Origin of the sequence: Streptomyces sp. NBC_00569 (genome assembly GCF_036345255.1) — a bacterium.
Classification (GTDB): domain Bacteria; phylum Actinomycetota; class Actinomycetes; order Streptomycetales; family Streptomycetaceae; genus Streptomyces.
The window spans coordinates 2,517,540-2,536,757 of record NZ_CP107783.1; the positions used below are offsets into that span (position 1 = coordinate 2,517,540).

Here is a 19,218-nt window from a genome sequence, read left to right on the forward strand (position 1 = left end):
AGTGATCGGTTGACGTACGTGGAGAGGCTGGCTCGGATGGACAAGGTGGTGGCGACGGCCGCGGAAGCGGTCGCCGATGTGGGGGACGGGGCGTCCCTCGCGGTCGGCGGATTCGGTCTTGTCGGCGTCCCGAACGTGCTCATCGGCGCGCTCCACGAGCGCGGCACCACGGGCCTGAGCGTGGTCTCCAACAACTGCGGAGCAATGGACTCAGGCCTGGCCGTGCTGCTCGCGGCCGGGCGGATCGCCCGGGTCACCGGGTCGTACATCGGCGCCAACAAGGAGTTCGCCCGGCAGTACCTGTCCGGCGAGGTCGAAGTCGAGATGATCCCGCAGGGCACGCTCGCCGAGCGCCTGCGGGCCGGTGGCGCCGGCATCCCCGCCTTCTACACGCCCGCCGGCGTCGGCACCCAGGTCGCCGAGGGCGGACTCCCCTGGCGCTACGACGGTCAGGGCGGTGTGGCGCTGGCGTCCCCGCCCAAGGAGGTCCGCACCTTCGACGGCACGGACTACGTCCTCGAACACGGCATCCGTACCGACTACGCCCTCGTGCGCGCCGCCAAGGGCGACCGCCACGGGAACCTCGTGTTCAACAGGTCCACCCGCAACTTCAACCCCCTCGCCGCGACGGCCGGCCGCATCACCATCGCCGAGGTGGAGGAACTCGTCGAACCCGGCGACATCGACCCCGACGCCGTGCACCTGCCCGGCATCTTCGTCCAGCGCGTCGTCGCGCTGACGCCGGAGCAGGCGACCGACAAGCAGATCGAACGGCGCACCGTCTCCGCGCCCTCGGCACGAGGAACGGTGAGCAGCTGATGGCCTGGACCCGCGAAGAGATGGCCGCCCGCGCCGCCCGCGAGCTGCGCGACGGCCAGTACGTCAACCTCGGCATCGGCCTGCCGACCCTCATCCCGAACCACCTGCCGCCCGGCGTCGAGGTGATCCTCGAATCCGAGAACGGCATCCTGGGTGTCGGCCCCTACCCGGCGGACGACGAGGTCGACCCCGACCTCATCAACGCCGGCAAGGAGACCGTCACCGTCCTGCCGGGGGCCTCCTACTTCGACTCGGCGCTCTCCTTCGGCATGATCCGCGGCGGGCACATCGACGTCGCCGTGCTGGGCGCGATGCAGGTCTCCGCCCGGGGCGACCTCGCCAACTGGGCCGTCCCCGGCAAGATGATCACCGGCATCGGCGGGGCCATGGACCTCGTCCACGGCGCGCGGACGGTCATCGTCGCCATGACGCACACCGCCAAGGACGGCACGCCCAAGATCGTCGAGGACTGCACGCTGCCCCTGACCGGCAAGGCCTGCGTCAACCGCGTCATCACCGACCTCTGCGTCCTCGACGTCACCGCCGACGGGCTCGCACTCGTCGAGCTGGCCCCCGGCGTCACCGCCGACGACGTCACCGCGAGGACCGCGGCCAAGGTCCGTATCCCGGAGGAGGCCCGATGAAGGACGTCTACGTCGTCGATGCCGTCCGCACGCCGGTCGGCAGGTACAACGGCTCCCTCGCCCCGGTCCGCCCGGACGACCTCGGCGCGCACGTCATCCGTGAACTGCTCGCACGCACACCGGAGCTGGACCCGGCGCTGATCGGCGACGTCTACTTCGGCAACGCGAACGGCGCGGGCGAGGAGAACCGCAACGTCGGCCGCATGGCCGGACTCCTCGCCGGGCTGCCCACCTCCGTGCCCGGTGTCACCGTGAACCGGCTGTGCGCCTCCGGCCTCGAAGCCGTCATCCAGGCCGCGCGGGCCATCGCGCTCGGCGACGTCTCCATCGCCCTGGCCGGCGGTGTCGAGTCGATGACCCGCGCCCCCTACGTGCTGCCCAAGAGCGAGAGGCCGTTCCCCGCGGGCAACGCGGAGCTGTACTCGACGACCCTGGGCTGGCGCATGGTCAACCCGCGGATGGAGCCGCAGTGGACCGTGCCGCTCGGCGAGTCGGCCGAGCTGATCGCCGACAAGCACGCGATCACGCGTGAGCAGCAGGACGCGTACGCGCTGAGCAGCCATCAGAAGGCGTCCGCCGCACAGAAGAACGGGCTGTTCGACGCCGAGATCGTGCCGGTGGCCGTCCCGCAGCGCAAGGGCGACCCGCTCGTCGTCGCGCGCGACGAGTGTGTGCGCGAGGGTGCGTCGCTGGAGGCCATGGCCAAGCTCCAGCCGTCGTTCCGGACCGGGAACGGGACGGTGACGGCGGGCAACGCGTCGCCGCTCAACGACGGCGCCGCCGCGCTGCTCCTCGTCGACGAGGAGGGGCTCAAGGCCACCGGCCGCGAGCCGCTCGCCCGGGTGACGGCGTCCGGGGTCGCCGCGATCGACCCGCACTACTTCGGGCTCGGCCCCGTCGAGGCGGTCGAGCGCGCGCTCGCCAGGGCGGGCAAGGGCTTCGGCGACCTGACCACGCTCGAACTGAACGAGGCGTTCGCCGCTCAGGTCCTCGGCTGTGTCGCCGAGTGGCCGGAGTTCGACCCCGCGATCCTCAACCCGCGCGGCGGCGCCATCGCGATCGGCCACCCGCTCGGCGCGTCCGGCGCGCGGCTGGCCGGATCCGTCGCGCACCAGCTCAAGGCCGCCGGTTCCGGGACCGGCGTCGCCACCCTCTGCATCGGCGTCGGACAGGGCCTCGCGCTCGTCCTCGAACGCTAAGGACTCAGGAACCCACCATGGCACTCACCCAGTCGGACATCGACGTCGAGGTCGCGGACCTCCAGAGCGCGTACGACAAGGCACGCGCGGGCGGCGCGCCCGTCCAGCACCACCCGGCGCGTGACTACGCGCCGTACCGCAGCTCGCTGCTGCGCCACCCGCAGCAGCCGCTCGTCGCCGTGAACGGCGGCGACCCGGAGACGGTCGAGCTGTCCGGGCCCGTCTTCGGCCCCACGGACATCACCGACATCGACCAGGACCTGACGCGTCAGCACGCGGGTGAGCCGCTCGGCGAGCGCATCACCGTGTCCGGACGGCTGCTCGACAGCGACGGCCGCCCCGTGCGCGGCCAGCTCGTGGAGATCTGGCAGGCCAACGCGTCGGGCCGGTACGCGCATCTGCGCGACCAGCACCCGGCGCCTCTCGACCCCAACTTCACCGGTGTGGGACGTACCCTGACGGACGATCAGGGACGGTACTCCTTCACCACCGTGAAGCCGGGCGCGTACCCGTGGCGCAACCACACCAACGCGTGGCGCCCCGCGCACATCCACTTCTCCCTGTTCGGCGACGCGTTCACGCAGCGGCTCGTGACGCAGATGTACTTCCCGAACGACCCGCTGTTCCGCTACGACCCGATCCTGCGCTCGGTGACGGACGAGTCAGCCCGCAACCGTCTGGTCGCGGCGTACAACCACGACCTGTCGCAGCCCGAGTTCTCCCTCGGCTACGAGTGGGACATCGTCCTCGACGGTCCCTCCGCCACCTGGATCGAGGAAGGCCGATGACCTCCGTGCCCGAGAAGCTGCTCCCCACGCCGTCGCACACCGTCGGCCCGTTCTACGGCTACGCCCTGCCCTTCCCCGAGGGCGAGCAGGTCGCGCCGAAGGGGCATCCCGACACGATCGCCCTGCACGGCCATGTGCTCGACGGCCAGGGCGCCCCGGTGCCGGACGCCATCCTCGAGTTCTGGCAGGCGGGCCCCGACGGCTCGCTCGCCGGGGCGCCGGGCTCGCTGCGCCGTGACACCACGACCGGCGGGCATCTCGGCCGCAACGGCACGGACTTCACCGGGTTCGGCCGGGTCGCCACGGACGCCGACGGGCACTACGCGCTGTTCACGCTGCCGCCGGGCAACGCGGGACTGCCGTACGTCAGCGTGTGCGTGTTCGCGCGCGGGCTGCTGCACCACCTGTTCACCCGCGCCTACCTCGCCGACGGCGCGGACCCGCTGCTCGACGCCCTGCCGGCGGAGCGGCGCGCGACGCTGCTCGCGCAGCCGCAGGAAGGCGCGCACCGCACGTACCGTTTCGACATCCGCCTTCAGGGCGAAGGCGAAACGGTCTTCCTGGAGTTCCAGTGACACACGTCGATCCTGACGCCGATCCCGACGCCGGGCTGCTCTCCCCCGGCCGGGCGGGCTCCCCCGCCGAGTCGGCCACCTCGGACGCGGCGGTGCTGCGCGGCCTGCTCGACGCGGAGGCCGGACTCACCCGGGCGCAGGCCGCCCTGGGCCTGGCGCCCGCGGCCGCGGCGGACGAGGTGACACGGGCCGCCGCGGACGAGGGGCGCTTCGACGCCCGTGACCTCGCGCTGCGCGCCCGCTCCGGGGGCAACCCGGTGATCCCGCTGGTCGCCGACCTGACGGCCGCGGTGGCCGGGAAGCACGCGCCGTACGTCCACCGGGGCGCCACCAGCCAGGACATCCTGGACACGGCGCTCATGCTGGTCGCGGCCCGGACGCTGGACGGGCTGCTCGGCGACCTGGCGCGCACGGAGAGTGCGCTCGGGAGGCTCGCCACCGCGCACCGGGACACCGTCATGCCGGGCCGTACGCTCACGCAGCACGCCGTGCCGACGACGTTCGGCCTGAAGGCGGCGGGCTGGCGTTCCCTCGTCCTCGACGCACGCGACCGGCTGCGCACCGTACGGACCTCACTGCCCGTCCAACTGGGCGGCGCGGCGGGCACGTTGGCGGCATTCGGCGTGTTCGGCGCCACGCACGCCGGGGAGCTGACCGAGGCGTACGCGGCCGAACTCGGCCTGGTGGCACCCGTGTTGCCCTGGCACACCCTGCGCACCCCGGTCGCCGACCTCGCGGGCGCGCTCGCGTTCACGGCCGGCGCACTCGGCAAGCCGGCGGCCGACGTCCTCACGCTGTCCCGCACCGAGATCGGCGAGCTGGGCGAGGGCGCGGGCGGCGGCTCCTCCGCGATGCCGCACAAGGCGAACCCCGTCAGGGCCACGCTCGTCGCCGCGGCCGCCCGTCGCGCACCCGCGCTCGCCGCGACGCTGTACGCGTCGATGGCGGCCGAGGACGAGCGTCCGGCCGGCGCCTGGCACGCGGAGTGGGAGCCGCTGCGCGACCTCCTGCGGCTCGTGGGCGGCGCGGCACGCGACGCGGCCGAGCTCGCCGAAGGGCTCCAGGTCCACGCGGACGTGATGCGTGAACACCTCTTCGCCACCCATGGATTGATCGTCTCGGAGCGCCTCGCCGCCGAGCTCGCGCCCCTGCTCGGGCGTGCCCGCGCGAAGTCCCTGCTCACCGACGCGGCGCGGCGCACCCGCACCGAGGGCAGGACACTGGCCGGGATCCTGGCCGACGAACCCGACCTCAAGGGCGTCGACCTGGCCGACCTCACCGACCCCGTCCGTTACACCGGCTCCGCCGGAGCCCTCACCGACCGCGCTCTGGAGCGACGTTGAGCAATACATCCCCCGACCACGGCACGCTCCTTCACCACCGCGCCGAAGGTCCCGCCACCGCTCCCCCGCTCCTCCTGGGCCCCTCGCTCGGCACGTCCACCGCGCTGTGGGACGCGGTCGCGCCCGAACTGTCCGTCACCCACCGGGTGGTGCGCTGGGACCTTCCGGGGCACGGCAGGTCCCCGGCCGCGCTGATCGGCCCCGGCGCGACCGTCGCCGACCTGGCCGGCCTCGTTCTGGACCTCGCCGACTCCCTCGGCATCGAGCGCTTCGCGTACGCGGGGGTGTCGCTCGGCGGCGCGGTGGGCCTGCACCTCGCGGTCCACCACCCGGAGCGGGTGACGAGCCTCGCGGTGATCTGCTCGTCGGCGCACTTCGGCGGCTCGAAGCCCTGGGAGGAGCGGGCCGCGCTGGTACGCCGCGAGGGGCTCGGCCCGGTCGCCGAGACCGCCGACCGGCGCTGGTTCACCCCCGGGTTCACCGTGCCGGCCCTGGTCGAGGACCACCGCACCGCCGACCCCGCGGCGTACGCGGCCTGTTGCGACGCGCTCGCCGCGTTCGACATCCGCGAGGACCTCTCCTCGATCACGGCTCCCACGCTGCTGATCGCGGGCCGCGAGGACCCGGCGACGCCGCCCGCGCATCTGCGCGAGATCGCCGACGCGGTGGCAGGTTCGTCACTCGTCGAGATCGCGGGCGCCTCGCACCTCGCCCCCGCCCAGTGCCCCGAACCCGTGATCACGGCGCTGCGCGCCCAGCTCGGCGGAGGCGCCAAACGCGGGATGGAGGTGCGCAGGCAGGTGCTCGGCGACGCCCATGTCGACCGCGCCCAGGCGCGGCAGAGCCCCTTCACGGCCCGCTTCCAGGACTTCATCTCGCGCTACGCGTGGGGCGAGATCTGGACCGACCCGACGCTGGCACGCCGCGAACGCTCCATGATCACGATGACCGCGCTGGTGGCCCACGGCCACTACGACGAGCTGGCCATGCACGTACGCGCCGCGCTGCGCAACGGCCTGACACCCGAGGAGATCGGCGCCGTACTGCTGCAGACCGCGGTGTACTGCGGTGTCCCCGCGGCCAATTCGGCGTTCGCGGTGGCCCAGCGGGTCCTCGCCGAGGAGAGCGGAGAGGACCCGGCCGAGGGCTGAACCCCGCGCACGCCGACGGTCAGCGCAGGCCGCGCCCCGTGTCGAGTACCTCGCGGGCGCGGGCGGCCAGGCCGTCGGCGCCGCACGACCTGGCCAGGGTGAGGCCGCGGGTGAGTTCCGCGACCGAGCGGGCCGCGATGCCGTACTCGACGCGGGCCGCCGCGTGTTCGTACGCGCAGGGTGACGCTTCGAGGTAGGTGACCGACTTGGCGTACAGGGTCAGGGAGCGCTGGCCGGTCTCCAGGGCCGCCTCGCAGCGCAGCGCCTCCCCGATCGCCGTGTCCGTACCGAAGCGCTCGGCCTGGAGCCGGGCGTCGGCGGCGAGTTCCCTGGCGCGCTCGGGGTCCTCGGTGGCGAGCGCGCGGGCCAGGTCACAGGCCCAGGGCGCCATGATCGTGTTGTGTCCGCCGCGGGCGGTGGCCGCCTTGGCCGCCGCCTCCAGCTCGCTGACGCCCTCCTCCGTGCGGCCCGCGGCGATCAGCAGGCGGCCTCGGACGGAGTGCGCGTCGGGCAGGACGATCGTGGAGGGGTAGGGCGGGCCGAAGGAGTAGCGGTCCGCGATCTCCATGGCCTCGCCGATCCGGCCGCGGGCCACGAGCGTGTCGATGAGCATGCACGCGGCGTCCCAGTGCATGGGCAGGCCACGGCCGACGCGGTCGGCCAGGCGCAGGCTCTCGCGCAGGACGGCCTCGGCGTCGGTGAGACGGCCGCGCCTGCGGTGCACGTAACCGACGAAGGCGTGCGCGAGCGCCGAATGGCCCCCGCTCCAGCCGGCGGTCTCGTAGGCGCGTACGGCCTCGGTGAACAGGCTCTCCGCGCGGTCGAGCCGGTCGGAGAAGAGATACGCGCTGCCGAGCATGGCGAGAAGTTCGAAGCCCCACTCGGGGTCGGTCCAGCCGAGACCCGGCGCCAGGCGCTCGTTGACGAGGGAGCGGTCGCAGAGTTCGACCACCACCTCGGCGTTCTCGCCGCGCGTCATCGCGTCGAAGGCGCGCAGGACGAGCAGGACCCGCTCGGGGTTGTCCCGGCCGGTCAGGGAGCCCGCGAGGGCGGCGAGGCTGCGGGAGCGACCCGGGGAGTCCTCCTCGCCGGCGTGGATGCCCTCCCACATGTACCGCGTGGCCTGGAGGCGGAGGCGGGCCGGGCCCGGGTCGAGCCGCGCGGCCTCGGCGTCGATCTCGCGCAGCGCCTCTTCCAGCTGGTTGTTGTGGACGAGGGCCTGGGACAACCGGCACACGGCGTCCACGCGCGCGTCCCCGCCGAGCCCCGGGTCGGTGTCGAGGGCCTGGCGCAGGTAGCCGATGGTGACGGCGGGCGAGGTGAGGAGGGTGGCGCAGCCCAGCTCGTAGAGGACTTCGGACCGTACGTCGGGCAGCGGGGGCTCCTGGAGCGCGCGCTCCAGACAGCGGCGGGCGGCCTCCGGGGCGCCGACCGCGAGGTGTTCACCGGCCGCCGTGCGCAACTGCTCGACGAGTTCGGGGTCGTCGTCCGGGTGGACCTGGAGCAGATGCCGGGAGGCTGCCGCGGCGCCGTGGCCCGAGGCCGTGACGGCCCAGGCGGCCTGCCCGTGCATGGCGGTGCGGGTGGCCGCCGGGATGGAGCGGTACACGGCGCTGGCGATCAGCGGGTGCACGAACTCCAGTCCCGCGGCGCCGTCTTCGTACGTCGCGTCGGTGAGGATGCGGGCCCCGCGCAGCCGCTCGGCGCAGCGGCCCGCCTCGCCGGGTGTCATCCCGGCGAGGCGCGCAGCGAGTTCGGGGGCGATCCGGGTGCCGAGGATGGCGGCGGCCCAGGCCAGGCGCGTCGCGTCGGTGCCGAGGCCTTCGAGGCGGTCGACCAGGCCGCGGCCGCGCGCCGACTTGTTCAGGGCGCGCAGCTCGCCGGCCGAGCCTTCCGCGGGTTCGAGATCGCTGTCCTGGACCTTGGCGAGGAGCTCCACGGTCTCGTACGGGTTGCCGCCGGTGACGGCCCACACCTCGCGGCAGAAGGGGGCGTCGGCGTGCTCGCCGAGGGTGGCGCGGGTGAGTCCGGCGGTGGCGTCGGGGGTGAGCGCGGACAGGGTGGTCCGGGGCCGGGCGGCGGCGCCGACGGCTTCGAGGTGGCCGGTGGAGACGGCGGTGGCCTCGCCGTCGCGGTGGGCGACCACGACGAGGACGGGCAGGTCGTCGAGGCGTTCGGCGAACGCGGCGAGCCAGTGGAGCGTCTCCTCGTCGGCCCACTGCGCGTCGTCGACGAGCAGGACGAGCGGCCAGTGCAGCCGGGCGAGCCGGGACACCGCCGCGACGAGTCCGTCGCGCACACCCTGCGGGTCGGCCTGGCGGCCGCCCGGTTCGGCTATGCCGAGCGCGGGGCCCGCGATCTCGTACCAGTCGCCGAAGTACTCGCGGGCCTCCTCCTGCGAGAGCGCGAGGAGGGCGGGCTGCAGCAACTGGCGTACGACGTTGAAGGGGACGGAGGTGACGGTCTCGCCGCCGCGGGCCGACCAGACCATGGCCCGTCCCGCCGCGATGCGGCGCACCTCTTCGAGGAGGGCGGTCTTGCCGATGCCCGCTTCGCCCCTGAACACGACGAGGCTGCCCGACGACGCCGCGTCCCCGCAGAGTTCGGCGAGCGCCCGCTCGACGACCGCGATCTCCTTGTCCCGCTCCCACAGGGCGGCCGAGGCGGCTCCGTCAGGCCGACTCTGCGTCATCCCGCACTCTCCCGAAGTCGCTCAATCGACGTACAGATGTTGAGAGTAGCCGCAGCCGGGGGGTTGTGGGTGGGGGTCCGCGCAGGTCTTCGCCATAAGTGGGAAGGGGCCCTTCCGGAACGGGACCCGCCCCCTCTCATGCCCCTTTCACGCACGCCTCATACTGTGGCGCCCATGACCCAGGTGACTCCCCCCGGCTGGTACCCCGATCCCGGCCAGAAGCCCGAAGGCCCCCGCACCGAACGCTGGTGGGACGGCAGTGTGTGGACGGAGCAGACCCGTGCCGCCGAGACCGGCGCCGCGCCCGGCCCGCCCGCGTACGCGCCGGCGGCTCCCGGCGCGCATCCGCAGGCGTACGGCTATCCGCAGACCTCGCAGCCGCCGGGGCAGTTCGGCCACCCCGGATACCCGGGCTACCCCGCGTACCCGGAGCCGAAGCCGAGGCGCGGCCTCAAGATAGCCATCGCCGCCGGTGTCGCCGTGGTGGTGCTCGGCGGCATCGTCGGCGGGGTGTACGCGCTGACCTCCGGTGACGGCGACGGGAAGAGCGACCGGGCCGACTCGTCGTCAAGTCCCTCCGCTGATCCGGGACTTCCCCAGGCGCCGGGTGACGGTCCTGGCGGGAGCGGGGGAAGCGGTGGCACCGGCGGTGCCGGCGGGGAGAGCGGCGCTCCGCAGGCGCCGGGTTCGGGCGGCGGTTTCGCCGCCGACCTCGTCAACGGGGTGTCGGTGCCCGTGCTCGACGGCTGGACCGGCGGCACGACGAAGGGCGGCAACGCGGGGGTGACGACCGGCCCGTACGCCTGCCCCGGCGACACGAAGCAGCAGTGTGTGCGCGGCGGCGCGTTCTCGGCGTCGGCCGAGGCGCTGAAGCTCAAGGCGACGGGCGCAAAGGCCGCGGCCGAGGAGGACATCTCCAAGAACGCGCAGGAGTCGTACGGCGGCGCGATCTACGGAAAGATCACCTCGCACAAGGAGCTGGCCTCCGAGGCCGTCACCGTGGCCGGCCAGAAGGGCTACCTGGTGCGCTGGCAGGTCGTCACGGCCAAGGGCGACGACGGCTACGTCGAGTCGCTGGTCTTCCCCGCGCCCGCCGACCCCAAGTCGCTCGTCGTCGTCCGCTTCGGCATCGACGTGAACGACAAGGCGCCGGACGTGACGTCGATGGACAAGATCACCAAGGGCATCAAGAAGTCCGCGATCGCCGAGGGCGGCGGCAACGGGCAGAACGTGTAGGACCCCGTAGGAGGACGTGCGGAACCCCGTGAACCACTCGGGGGCGTCATCGGGGAGAAAGCCCAGGGGCCGGGCAGGTCCCCCTCCGCTCAAGGAGGGACCAGCCCGGCCCGGGGGTGCGCGCCGCGCCCGTCCCCACGGTGCGGCGCGGGCAGACCGCCGTCAGGTCATCCCGACAGACGGCGGTCTCCCGTTCAGGTGGCTTCGCCCAGGCCGAGTGCGGGCAGCACCACGGCGTCGACGAAGCGGGTGAGGTAGTCCGCGTCCGCGTACCGGCCCTCGAGGACCGGGCGGATGCGCTGCACCCCGAGCAGCTGGGCGGCCAGGAACTCAAGGGCCGGATGGTCCGCGGCGATCTCGCCGCGCGCCACGGCCCGGTCGATCATCTCCCCGAGCGCGGCCAGCTCCGGCTCGACCAGGGCCTCGCGCAGCGCCCCCTGGAGTTCCTCGTCGCTGAGGACCGCGTGGCCCAGGGCCTGGACGAGCTGGGTGTCACGTCCCGCCTGCTGCGCCGCCGCGCGGGCGGCCGAGCGCAGGTCACCGGCGAGCGTACCCGTGTCGACACTGGCGAACTTCACGCAGCGCCCCGCCCGCAGCGCGGCGGCCACGAGCTGCGGCTTCGTCTTCCACTGCCGGTAGAGCGTGGACTTGCTGCAGCACGCCTGGGCCGCGACGCCCTCCATGGTGAGCGCCTCGTAGCCGTTCTCACGGAGCTGGTCGAGGACCGCGTCGTAGAACTCCCGCTCGCGCTCTGGAGTGATCTTGGAGCGGCGCGAAGTGGTCACTGATGTGCCTGCCTGCTCCTGGGACGTCATGGCTCTTCTCCTCGCGATCTTCGCTATCGATACGCCAGTGTACCGGTACGCCAGCGTTTCGGTACACTGGCGTATCGATGAGCGCGGTTCACGCCGTGCTCACCTCCGCATCACCGCACCACCCAGTCGTCATGAAAAGGGGCCGGGGGATGAATTCCCTTACCGAGCCTGCCGAACCGGAGCCGGACACAGCCGGCCGCGAGACGGACGCCGTCGGCCACCAGGCCGGCGCCGTCGCCCGCCCGCCCCTGGTCCGGGAGCTCCTGCTGGTCGTCGGACTGTTCCTCGTCTACAAGTTCGGCAGGCAACTGGCCAATGGCCACACCGGCGAGGCGTTCCACAACGCGCACCGCGTGTGGGACCTCGAACGCGCCGCCCACCTGCCGGGCGAGGGCGCTGTGCAGCATGTGCTGCTGCACAGCGAGGACCTCGTGCACATCGCGAACACCTACTACGCGACGGTGCACTTCCCGGCGACGGCCGCCTTTCTGATCTGGCTGTATCTGCGCAGGCCCCGGCACTACATATGGACGCGCCGGATACTCGCCGCCCTCACCACCGCGGCCCTTGTGCTGCATCTCACCTTCCCGCTGGCACCGCCCCGGATGCTGGCCGCGGCGCACCTCGTGGACACCGGGCAGGTGTACGGGCCGACCGTCTACGGCGCGACGCCGCAGACCGACTCGATGGCGAACCAGTTCGCCGCGATGCCGTCCCTGCACTTCGGCTGGGCCCTGATGGTCGCCGTCGGCCTCATCGCCGCGACCCGCTCCCGGCTGCGCTGGCTGTGGCTGCTGCACCCGGCGCTCACCCTGTTCGTCGTCGTCGGCACGGCGAACCACTACTGGCTGGACACGATCGTGGCGACGGCCCTCCTGGGCATCGCGCTCGCGGTGATCCGGCTGCCCGGCACCACACCGGCCGCGAAGCCCGGACAGTCCGTCGGCCGGCGCCTGCTGCCCGCCCCGCGTTCCGCCCCCTCGCTCATGGCGACGGCGGAGACCATGGGCGAGGCGCTGCCCGCCCCGTGGACCCCGGCGCACCAGCGCGGCGGATCCCTCTCCGCGTCCGAAGTGCTCGCACGCATCCCGGTGTCGGTGACCGCGGGCTCGGCGTCCGCCGTCGACGCGCCGGCCCCGTCGGGAGCGACGGGTCCGGGTCGCTCGGCCCTCACGGCGACGGGAGCACTCCGGTGAACGCCACCCTCCTCGCCGTCGCGCTCTCCCTCGTCTCGGCGGTCGCCTACGCGGCCGCCGCCGTCGCCCAGGAACGCCTCGCGTCACGCACCGCGGGGACCGACGCCGGCGTCCTGCGCCTGCTCGGCACCGGCGCCTGGTGGGGGTCGGTCCTGCTCAACGCGTCCGCCGCGCTGCTGCATGTGGCGGCGCTCAAGTACGGCCCCCTCACCCTCGTACAGCCGCTGGGCGCGCTGACGCTCGTCGCGGCGGTGCCGCTCGGGGCGCGCATGGCCGGGCGGCGCGTCCTGTCCGTCGAGTGGCGCGGCACCGCGCTCACGCTCGCCGGGCTCGGCGCGCTCCTGCTCACGGCCTCGGGCCCGGCCCCCGACGACACGCTCAGCCTCGGCGAGGCGCTGACCGTCGCCGGTACGACGGCAGCGCTGATCGGACTCCTGTCGCGTCGCGGCGCGAAGCCGGGACTGCGGCACGCGACGGCTTCCGGTCTCGCCTCGGGCATCGCCTCGGCGCTCGCCCAGACCGTGACCGTCGCGGTCACCGACCGGACGGGGCCACTGCTCAGCGTCAAGGTGATCGTCATGGCGCTCCTGATCGCGGCGTTCGCCGCGGGTGGCCTGCTCCTGTCCCAGATCGCCTACCGCGGTGGCCTCGGCGCACCGCTCGCGATGGTCACCCTCTCCAACCCGGTGGCCGCGGCGATCATCGGCGTCACGCTGCTCGGCGAGCGGCTCCAGGGCGGGATCACGGGGATCCTGCTCGCGGCGGCGGGCGCGACGCTCGCGGGCCGGGGGGTCCTGCTCCTCACGCGTACGTCGCCGAAGACGCCGGAGTCCCGACCGGAACCGTCGCTCATCGCGGCGGAACACCGGCCCGAGCTGCCGTCCCGGGTGGCGGGGACGGGGCCGATCGCGACTCTGCCGGACCTTCAGGGTCTTCCCCCGATGCCCGTGCTGCCCGGCACGGTGGTCGTCCTGCCGTCGATCCCGACGCAGCCGGAGCAGACGCCGGGCGCGCTCCAGGCATCCTGAGCGCGAACCCCTCTACGGGTTCCGCATGACCACTTCCGGCTTACGGGTTCCGGCTTACGGGTTCCGCGTCACGGCTTGCCGGGCGCGGGACGCGTCCTCATCCCGTCGAGCGTGATCCCGAAGACCCGGTCGCGCTGCTCGGTGTCCACGTAGGCAGCGCCGGTGACGCCCGAGACCAGTCGGAGCAGGTCGTCGAACGACATGTCCGAGCGGACCTCCCCGGCGGCCTGCGCGCGCAGCAGCAGCGGTTCGCCGGCGTCGAGCATGGCGCGGCGGCAGGCGACGAAGATGTCGGACTCCCCGCTGAGCGCGTCCCGGATGGCGCGCTTCGTGACGGTGTAGTCCACGAAGCGGCGCAGCCAGGTGGCGAGCCCGTCCCACGGCGGGGCGTCCGCGAGTTCGTCGGCGAGCCGGCACAGGGCGTCGACCTCTCCCGCGTAGACCGTCTCGAAGAGGTGCCTGCGCGTGGGGAAGTTGCGGTACAGGGTGCCGATGCCGACGCCGGCCTGGCGGGCGATGTCCTCGAGCGACGCCTCCGCGCCCTTCTCGGCGAACGCGTCGCGGGCCGCGGCCAGGAGCGCGTCGAAGTTGCGGCGCGCGTCCGCGCGGCGCGGGCGCTGTGCCGCGACGATCCCGCCGACGAGTTCCCTGTCCGTCATGCGTGCCACTCCCGGGGTGAGGCAGCGCGAGCTGCCGAGGTTGTACCGGAGGCTTCCCTCCGCTATCGTTATCCAAGTCGAGGGGTGCCTCCACTTTAACAGTCGACGCACCCCGCGCCCCGCCGCACAGCGCTGCGGGCAGACCGGCCGGAACGGCCGGATCCCACATCCTCCCAGCTCGTGCGCACCCGCGGACCGCGGCCCTTGCCGCAGGTCACGCAGGTGTGCCCGGCCACCTTCCGTTCAGAGAGACACCGCCTTGAACCGGAATCGCACGCCCTCTCGTCGTACGACCAGGAACCCTCTGCCCGGGAATCCGACATCCGGGATCTCCATGGCGCCGAGCCCGGCGCCCAGAAGCTCCAACCGCCTCACCTTCGCGGTCCTCGCGACCGGTGCGGGCGTCTTCTCGATGATGCAGTCGCTGGTGGCCCCGGCGCTGCCCACCGTCCAGCACGCACTGCACACCAGCCAGGCCACCTCGACCTGGGTGATGACCGCCTATCTGCTGTCCGCCTCGATCTTCACACCGATACTCGGCCGGGTCGGCGACCTCGTCGGCAAGAAGCGCACCATGGTCGTCGCGCTCGTCGCGCTGACCGTGGGCTGTCTGCTGGCGGCCCTCGCCCCGAGCATCACCGTGCTCATCGTCGCCCGTGTCGTCCAGGGCATCGGCGGCGCGCTCTTCCCACTGTCGTTCGGCATCATCCGCGACGAGTTCCCCGGCCACCGGGTCAGCCCCAGCATCAGCAACCTGTCCGCCGTCATCGCGGCGGGCGGCGGTGTGGGCATGGTCGCGGCCGGGCCGATCGTGGGCGCGCTCGACTATCGCTGGCTGTTCTGGCTGCCCGCGGCCGTCGTCGCGGTCACGGCGCTGATCGCGCACCGCTACGTGCCCGAGTCGCCGACCCGCGGCACGGGACGCGTGAACTGGCTCGGCTCCGTGCTGCTCTCCGGCTGGCTCGTCGCCCTGCTGCTGCCCATCAGCCAGGCCACGTCCTGGGGCTGGGCGTCGATCAAGGTCGCCGGTCTGCTGGCCGCCGCCGTGGTCCTGTTCGTCGCGTGGGTGCTGTCCGAGGCCCGCTCCGCGAGCCCGCTGATCGACCTGCGCGTCATGCGGCTGCCCGCCGTGTGGACCACGAACACGGCCGCGCTGCTCTTCGGCGCGGGGATGTACGCGGTGTGGTCGTTCCTGCCCGGCTTCGCCCAGACACCCTCGTCCGCCGGATACGGCTTCGGGGCGAGCGTGACGGGTGCGGGGCTGCTGATGCTGCCGATGCTCGTGGCCATGTTCCTCGCCGGAGTGCTCAGCGGCAGGATCGAACCCGTCGTAGGCGCGAAGTCGCTGCTCACCACCGGCGCCACGCTCGGCGCGGTCTCCTGCGCGATGCTCGCCGCCTGGCACACCGAACAGTGGCAGGTCGCTCTCGCGGCAGGCGTGTTCGGGCTCGGCATCGGGCTCGCGTTCGCGTCCATGGCGAACCTGATCGTGCAGAACGTCCCGGCCGCGCAGACCGGCGCGGCCACCGGCATGAACGCCAACATCCGCACCATCGGCGGCTCGATCGGCGCCGCCGTGATGAGCAGCCTGGTCACGGGGCACCTCCAGGCGTCGGGACTCCCCTACGCCTCCGGGTACACCCACGGCTTCACGCTGCTCGCGGCGCTGTGCCTCGCCGCCGCGCTCGCGGCGCTGCTGGTCCCGGCCACACGCCGCGCCCGCGGACCGCGTGTCCCGGCCGCGCACGGGACGACGGCCGGGGCGGACGAGCAGGTGAACCTGGAGCAGCCGATGCCGCGGTGAACCGGCGCTCCCAGGGGGCGCCGGCCCGGTCAGCCGAAGCCGCGCGCGTCCTGCTTGAGGGCGGTGTCCACGGTGAGGGCGGTCGCCACGACGAGGCTCAGGAGGGGCTCGGGCAGCTGGTAGTGGATCTGGAGGACGTAGTTGTCCGCGGTCGTGAACATCGTCTTGGCGAGTCCCTCCCACGTCTTCGTGATGCGGGCGACCTCGTTGTCGGCGTGGTCGACGATCGAGAAGTTCCAGGCCCGCCAGTTCTCGGCCTTGATGGCGCCGATCTGCTGGCCGTTCACGTTGATCCCGAAGTTGATCTTGCCGATCATGTTCTGCTGGACGATCTCACCGACCGGCGAGCCGTCCGGACGCTCCACCACGACACGCGACTTCATGAACTTCGCGGGCCGCGTCATGACGAGCTGCGGCTGCCCGTACGCGTCGCGGATCTCCAGCTTGTGGGTCATGAACTGGTCGAGGCTGGAGACGAAGCGCGCGACCTTCTTGAGCGTGCTCTGGCCGACCTGGACGACGGAGCCGATCTGGCCGCCGTTCTGATCCATGACGGTGTACTCGTTCGTCAGCTCGATCAGCTTGGCCTTCTGGTTCACCACCAGGACCGGCTCGGTGAAGAGGCTGCCGCCGCCCTGCGCGGTGGGCGCGACACCGGCCTGGTGCTGCACCTGGCGCTGCACCTTGGCGGGGTCGACGTAACTCTGTTGCTGCTGCGGGGCCTGCTGCCCGTACGGACCGGCGGCCTGCTGGGGCTGCTGGTACTGCCCGGGCTGCTGGTGCTGCACAGACTGCTGCGGCTGCTGCTGAGGGGCGAACTGGCCCTGGGCCGACTGCTGCACGGGCTGCTGCTGAGGCTGCTGCGCCTGGTGCGGGACCTGCTGGCCGGCGGGCTGCTGCACAGGACTGGTGTGCTCGGTCCACTGCGCGCCGTCCCACCACCGCAGGGTCTGGGGCGCGCCCTGGGGGTCCGGGTACCAGCCTGCAGGGGTGTTCGATTGCGTCGTCACCCGGGCACACTATCGCGCCATCCTGTGGCGGTATCCAGTCCGGACAGATGTGACGTACGCCGCCGCCCGAACCGGTACGGAACGGGCGGCGGCGCGAATTTCGAGCGCCTACGGGATCGAAGCGCCCCCGAAGGTCAGGCCGTCAGGATCCCGGGGTCGCTCACGCCGGCCTGCCCGTTCTCGACATGGCCCGCGAGGCGACGCAGATACGTGCTGTCGCTGTCGGCGGTCACCTTCAGGTCGTACCAGCGCTTGGTCGCGCGCAGGTCGACGGTCTGTGTGACGGTGGCACCGGCCCGCACGGTGTACGTCTGCGGCTGTCCGCCGTAGGCGTTGGTGACGGTGAGGCGGACATCGGCGCCGGTGGGGTTCGTCAGCGTGAGCGTCACGTTGCCCGAGCTCGCGTCGTGGCGGGCCGAGAGTCCCGGCTCGGCGACGGTGTTCGTGCCCTTGAAGGCGCGCAGGAATCCGTTCGGGCCGTGCACCGTGAGGTCGTACTTCCCGGCGGAGTAGGCGGAGTTCCAGGCGTCCGAGATCGACTTGCCGGCCTCGGTGGAGTAGGTCCAGGGGCCGTCGGTCCGGCTCTGCGACCTGACCTGGAAGGCCGCGCCCGCGGAGGGACCGCCGCTGAACGTGAGCTGGAACTTGCCGGTCGACGGCGTGGAGACCCCGTCGACGTACGGCGCGTACGGCAGCGGGCGCGCGGGCCGGGAGCCCGACTCCTGCTTGGGCAGCACGGGCGTGGCCGGCGGCTTCGGCACGTAGCTGGAGTGCCGGTCGTGGTCCGGCGGCACGTACCCGGCGGTGCTCGGCAGTTGCGCCGGGGCGGTGTTCGTGAGGGAGAAGTCGAACGCCGAGGAGAGGTCGCCGCAGATCGCGCGGCGCCACGGCGAGATGTTGGTCTCCTTGACGCCGAAGCGCTTCTCCATGAACCGCAGGATCGAGGTGTGGTCGAGCGTCTCGGAGCAGACGTAGCCGCCCGTGGACCACGGCGAGACGACGATCATGGGGACGCGCTGGCCGAGGCCGTAGGGGCCCGCCGCGTAGCTCGCGTTGCCCTTGAAGTAGTCGAGCGTGGTGTCGGCGGTGGACAGGCCCTGGTTCGCGGAGGCGGGGGCGTAGGGCGGCACGACGTGGTCGAAGTAGCCGTCGTTCTCGTCGTACGTGATGAACAGGGCCGTCCTGCTCCACACGTCCGGGTTGGACGTGAGCGCGTCGAGGACCTGCGAGATGTACCAGGCACCGTAGTTCGCCGGCCAGTTGGGGTGCTCGGAGAACGCCTCGGGCGCGGCGATCCAGGAGATCTTCGGGAGCTTCCCGGCCTTGACGTCGGCCTTCAGGACGTCGAAGTAGCCGTCGCCCGCCTTGGCGTTCGTGCCGGTGCGGGCCTTGTCGTAGAGGGGGTCGCCCGGCTTGGCGTTGCGGTAGTTGTTGAAGTAGAGGAGCGAGTTGTCGCCGTAGTTGCCGCGGTAGGCGTCGTCGATCCAGCCCCAGCTCCCGGCGGCGTCGAGGCCGTCACCGATGTCCTGGTAGACCTTCCAGGAGACTCCGGCCTTCTCCAGACGCTCGGCGTACGTGGTCCAGCCGTAACCGGCCTCCTGGTTGCCGAGGACGGGCCCGCCGCCGGTGCCGTCGTTGCCGACGTGGCCCGACAGCATGTAGTAGCGGTTGGGGTCGGTGGCCCCCATGAACGAGCAGTGGTAGTCGTCGCACACCGTGAACTTGTCGGCGAGCGCGTAGTGGAACGGGATGTCCTGGCGCGTCAGATACGCCATCGTGCCGGTGCCCTTGGCGGCGATCCAGTTGTCGTACTTGCCGTTGTCGAAGGCGCTGTGGCCGCCGGCCCAGTCGTGGTCGAGGCCCGCGATGAACTGCATGCCGAGGTCCGCCGCGTCGGGGTGGTAGGGCAGGACCTCCTTGCCGCCGCTCGCCTGGTTCCACACGGGCTTGCCGCTGGGGAGCGTCACCGGACGCGGGTCTCCGAAGCCGCGGACGCCCTTCATCGTGCCGAAGTAGTGGTCGAAGGACCGGTTCTCCTGCATCAGGACGACGATGTGCTCGATGTCCTGGACGGTGCCCTTGACGCGGGCGGCCGGGATGGCCGCGGCGCGGTCGATGCTGTTCGACAGGGCGGTGAAGCCCGCGGTCGCGCCCGCTATCTGCAGGAAGCGCCGCCGGTTGAGTTCAGGCATGGGTGTGGGGCCTCTTGGGTGTGTGGGGACGGAAGCGAACAGAGTGTTCCAAGAGGACCCGCCGAAG

The 19,218-nt window shown here is 72.6% G+C and carries 16 protein-coding genes; 11 read left to right on the plus strand and 5 right to left on the minus strand.

What is annotated here, in order from left to right:
- The first annotated feature begins 36 nt into the window (after nt 1-36).
- The 7 genes from OHO83_RS11470 to pcaDC are packed head-to-tail and all read left to right on the plus strand — an operon-like array spanning nt 37 to nt 6,519.
- A complete protein-coding gene (locus OHO83_RS11470; RefSeq protein ID WP_266675459.1) occupies nt 37-819 on the plus strand; it encodes a CoA transferase subunit A in 783 nt (260 codons plus the stop codon).
- Nucleotides 819-1,463 (plus strand): CoA transferase subunit B, encoded by a 645-nt coding sequence (locus OHO83_RS11475; RefSeq protein ID WP_266675458.1) that lies wholly within the window; start codon nt 819-821, stop codon nt 1,461-1,463. The genes OHO83_RS11470 and OHO83_RS11475 overlap by 1 nt, the downstream gene beginning before the upstream one ends.
- Entirely contained in the window at nt 1,460-2,662 is a 1,203-nt protein-coding gene (locus OHO83_RS11480) for a thiolase family protein (RefSeq protein WP_330279394.1), read from the plus strand. Before OHO83_RS11475 ends, OHO83_RS11480 begins: the two co-directional genes overlap by 4 nt.
- Before the next feature lie 17 nt (nt 2,663-2,679).
- Nucleotides 2,680-3,450: a protocatechuate 3,4-dioxygenase subunit beta gene (pcaH, locus tag OHO83_RS11485; RefSeq protein ID WP_266675456.1), complete on the plus strand. Its 771-nt coding sequence runs from the start codon at nt 2,680-2,682 to the stop codon at nt 3,448-3,450.
- Nucleotides 3,447-4,025: a protocatechuate 3,4-dioxygenase subunit alpha gene (pcaG, locus tag OHO83_RS11490; protein ID WP_266675455.1), complete on the plus strand. Its 579-nt coding sequence runs from the start codon at nt 3,447-3,449 to the stop codon at nt 4,023-4,025. The genes pcaH and pcaG overlap by 4 nt, the downstream gene beginning before the upstream one ends.
- Complete coding sequence (gene pcaB / locus OHO83_RS11495; RefSeq protein ID WP_266675454.1) at nt 4,022-5,368, plus strand: 3-carboxy-cis,cis-muconate cycloisomerase; 1,347 nt, start codon at nt 4,022-4,024, stop codon at nt 5,366-5,368. The genes pcaG and pcaB overlap by 4 nt, the downstream gene beginning before the upstream one ends.
- On the plus strand, nt 5,365-6,519 hold the full coding sequence (pcaDC, locus tag OHO83_RS11500; RefSeq protein ID WP_266675453.1) for a bifunctional 3-oxoadipate enol-lactonase/4-carboxymuconolactone decarboxylase PcaDC: 1,155 nt from the start codon (nt 5,365-5,367) through the stop codon (nt 6,517-6,519). The genes pcaB and pcaDC overlap by 4 nt, the downstream gene beginning before the upstream one ends.
- A gap of 19 nt (nt 6,520-6,538) precedes the next feature.
- Here the strand turns inward: pcaDC and OHO83_RS11505 are convergent, their stop codons facing one another.
- Nucleotides 6,539-9,211: an ATP-binding protein gene (locus OHO83_RS11505; protein ID WP_266675452.1), complete on the minus strand. Its 2,673-nt coding sequence runs from the start codon at nt 9,209-9,211 to the stop codon at nt 6,539-6,541.
- Nucleotides 9,212-9,385: 174 nt separating this feature from the next.
- On the opposite strand from OHO83_RS11505, the gene OHO83_RS11510 reads away from it, so the two are divergent.
- A complete protein-coding gene (locus OHO83_RS11510; RefSeq protein WP_266675451.1) occupies nt 9,386-10,447 on the plus strand; it encodes a DUF2510 domain-containing protein in 1,062 nt (353 codons plus the stop codon).
- Nucleotides 10,448-10,641: 194 nt separating this feature from the next.
- Here the strand turns inward: OHO83_RS11510 and OHO83_RS11515 are convergent, their stop codons facing one another.
- Nucleotides 10,642-11,262 carry a TetR/AcrR family transcriptional regulator gene (locus OHO83_RS11515; protein WP_330279395.1) on the minus strand — a complete coding sequence of 207 codons (621 nt, stop codon included), beginning with the start codon at nt 11,260-11,262 and terminating at the stop codon, nt 10,642-10,644.
- A gap of 149 nt (nt 11,263-11,411) precedes the next feature.
- Here OHO83_RS11515 and OHO83_RS11520 point away from each other — a divergent pair, with 149 nt between their 5' ends.
- Both OHO83_RS11520 and OHO83_RS11525 read left to right on the plus strand, forming a co-directional pair.
- Nucleotides 11,412-12,458: a phosphatase PAP2 family protein gene (locus tag OHO83_RS11520; protein ID WP_266675449.1), complete on the plus strand. Its 1,047-nt coding sequence runs from the start codon at nt 11,412-11,414 to the stop codon at nt 12,456-12,458.
- Nucleotides 12,455-13,486 (plus strand): hypothetical protein, encoded by a 1,032-nt coding sequence (locus OHO83_RS11525; protein ID WP_330279396.1) that lies wholly within the window; start codon nt 12,455-12,457, stop codon nt 13,484-13,486. Before OHO83_RS11520 ends, OHO83_RS11525 begins: the two co-directional genes overlap by 4 nt.
- A 68-nt stretch (nt 13,487-13,554) precedes the next feature.
- Here the strand turns inward: OHO83_RS11525 and OHO83_RS11530 are convergent, their stop codons facing one another.
- A complete protein-coding gene (locus OHO83_RS11530) occupies nt 13,555-14,145 on the minus strand; it encodes a TetR/AcrR family transcriptional regulator (protein WP_266675447.1) in 591 nt (196 codons plus the stop codon).
- A gap of 334 nt (nt 14,146-14,479) precedes the next feature.
- On the opposite strand from OHO83_RS11530, the gene OHO83_RS11535 reads away from it, so the two are divergent.
- Nucleotides 14,480-15,949, plus strand: coding sequence for an MFS transporter (locus OHO83_RS11535; RefSeq protein WP_330279397.1), 1,470 nt, complete (start codon nt 14,480-14,482; stop codon nt 15,947-15,949).
- 29 nt (nt 15,950-15,978) lie between these two features.
- Here OHO83_RS11535 and OHO83_RS11540 read toward each other — a convergent pair whose 3' ends face one another.
- Both OHO83_RS11540 and OHO83_RS11545 read right to left on the minus strand, forming a co-directional pair.
- Nucleotides 15,979-16,959, minus strand: a complete 981-nt coding sequence (locus OHO83_RS11540; protein ID WP_329433369.1) for a phospholipid scramblase-related protein — start codon at nt 16,957-16,959, stop codon at nt 15,979-15,981.
- A gap of 134 nt (nt 16,960-17,093) precedes the next feature.
- Nucleotides 17,094-19,151 carry a phosphocholine-specific phospholipase C gene (locus OHO83_RS11545; RefSeq protein ID WP_330279398.1) on the minus strand — a complete coding sequence of 686 codons (2,058 nt, stop codon included), beginning with the start codon at nt 19,149-19,151 and terminating at the stop codon, nt 17,094-17,096.
- Nucleotides 19,152-19,218: the final 67 nt, after the last annotated feature.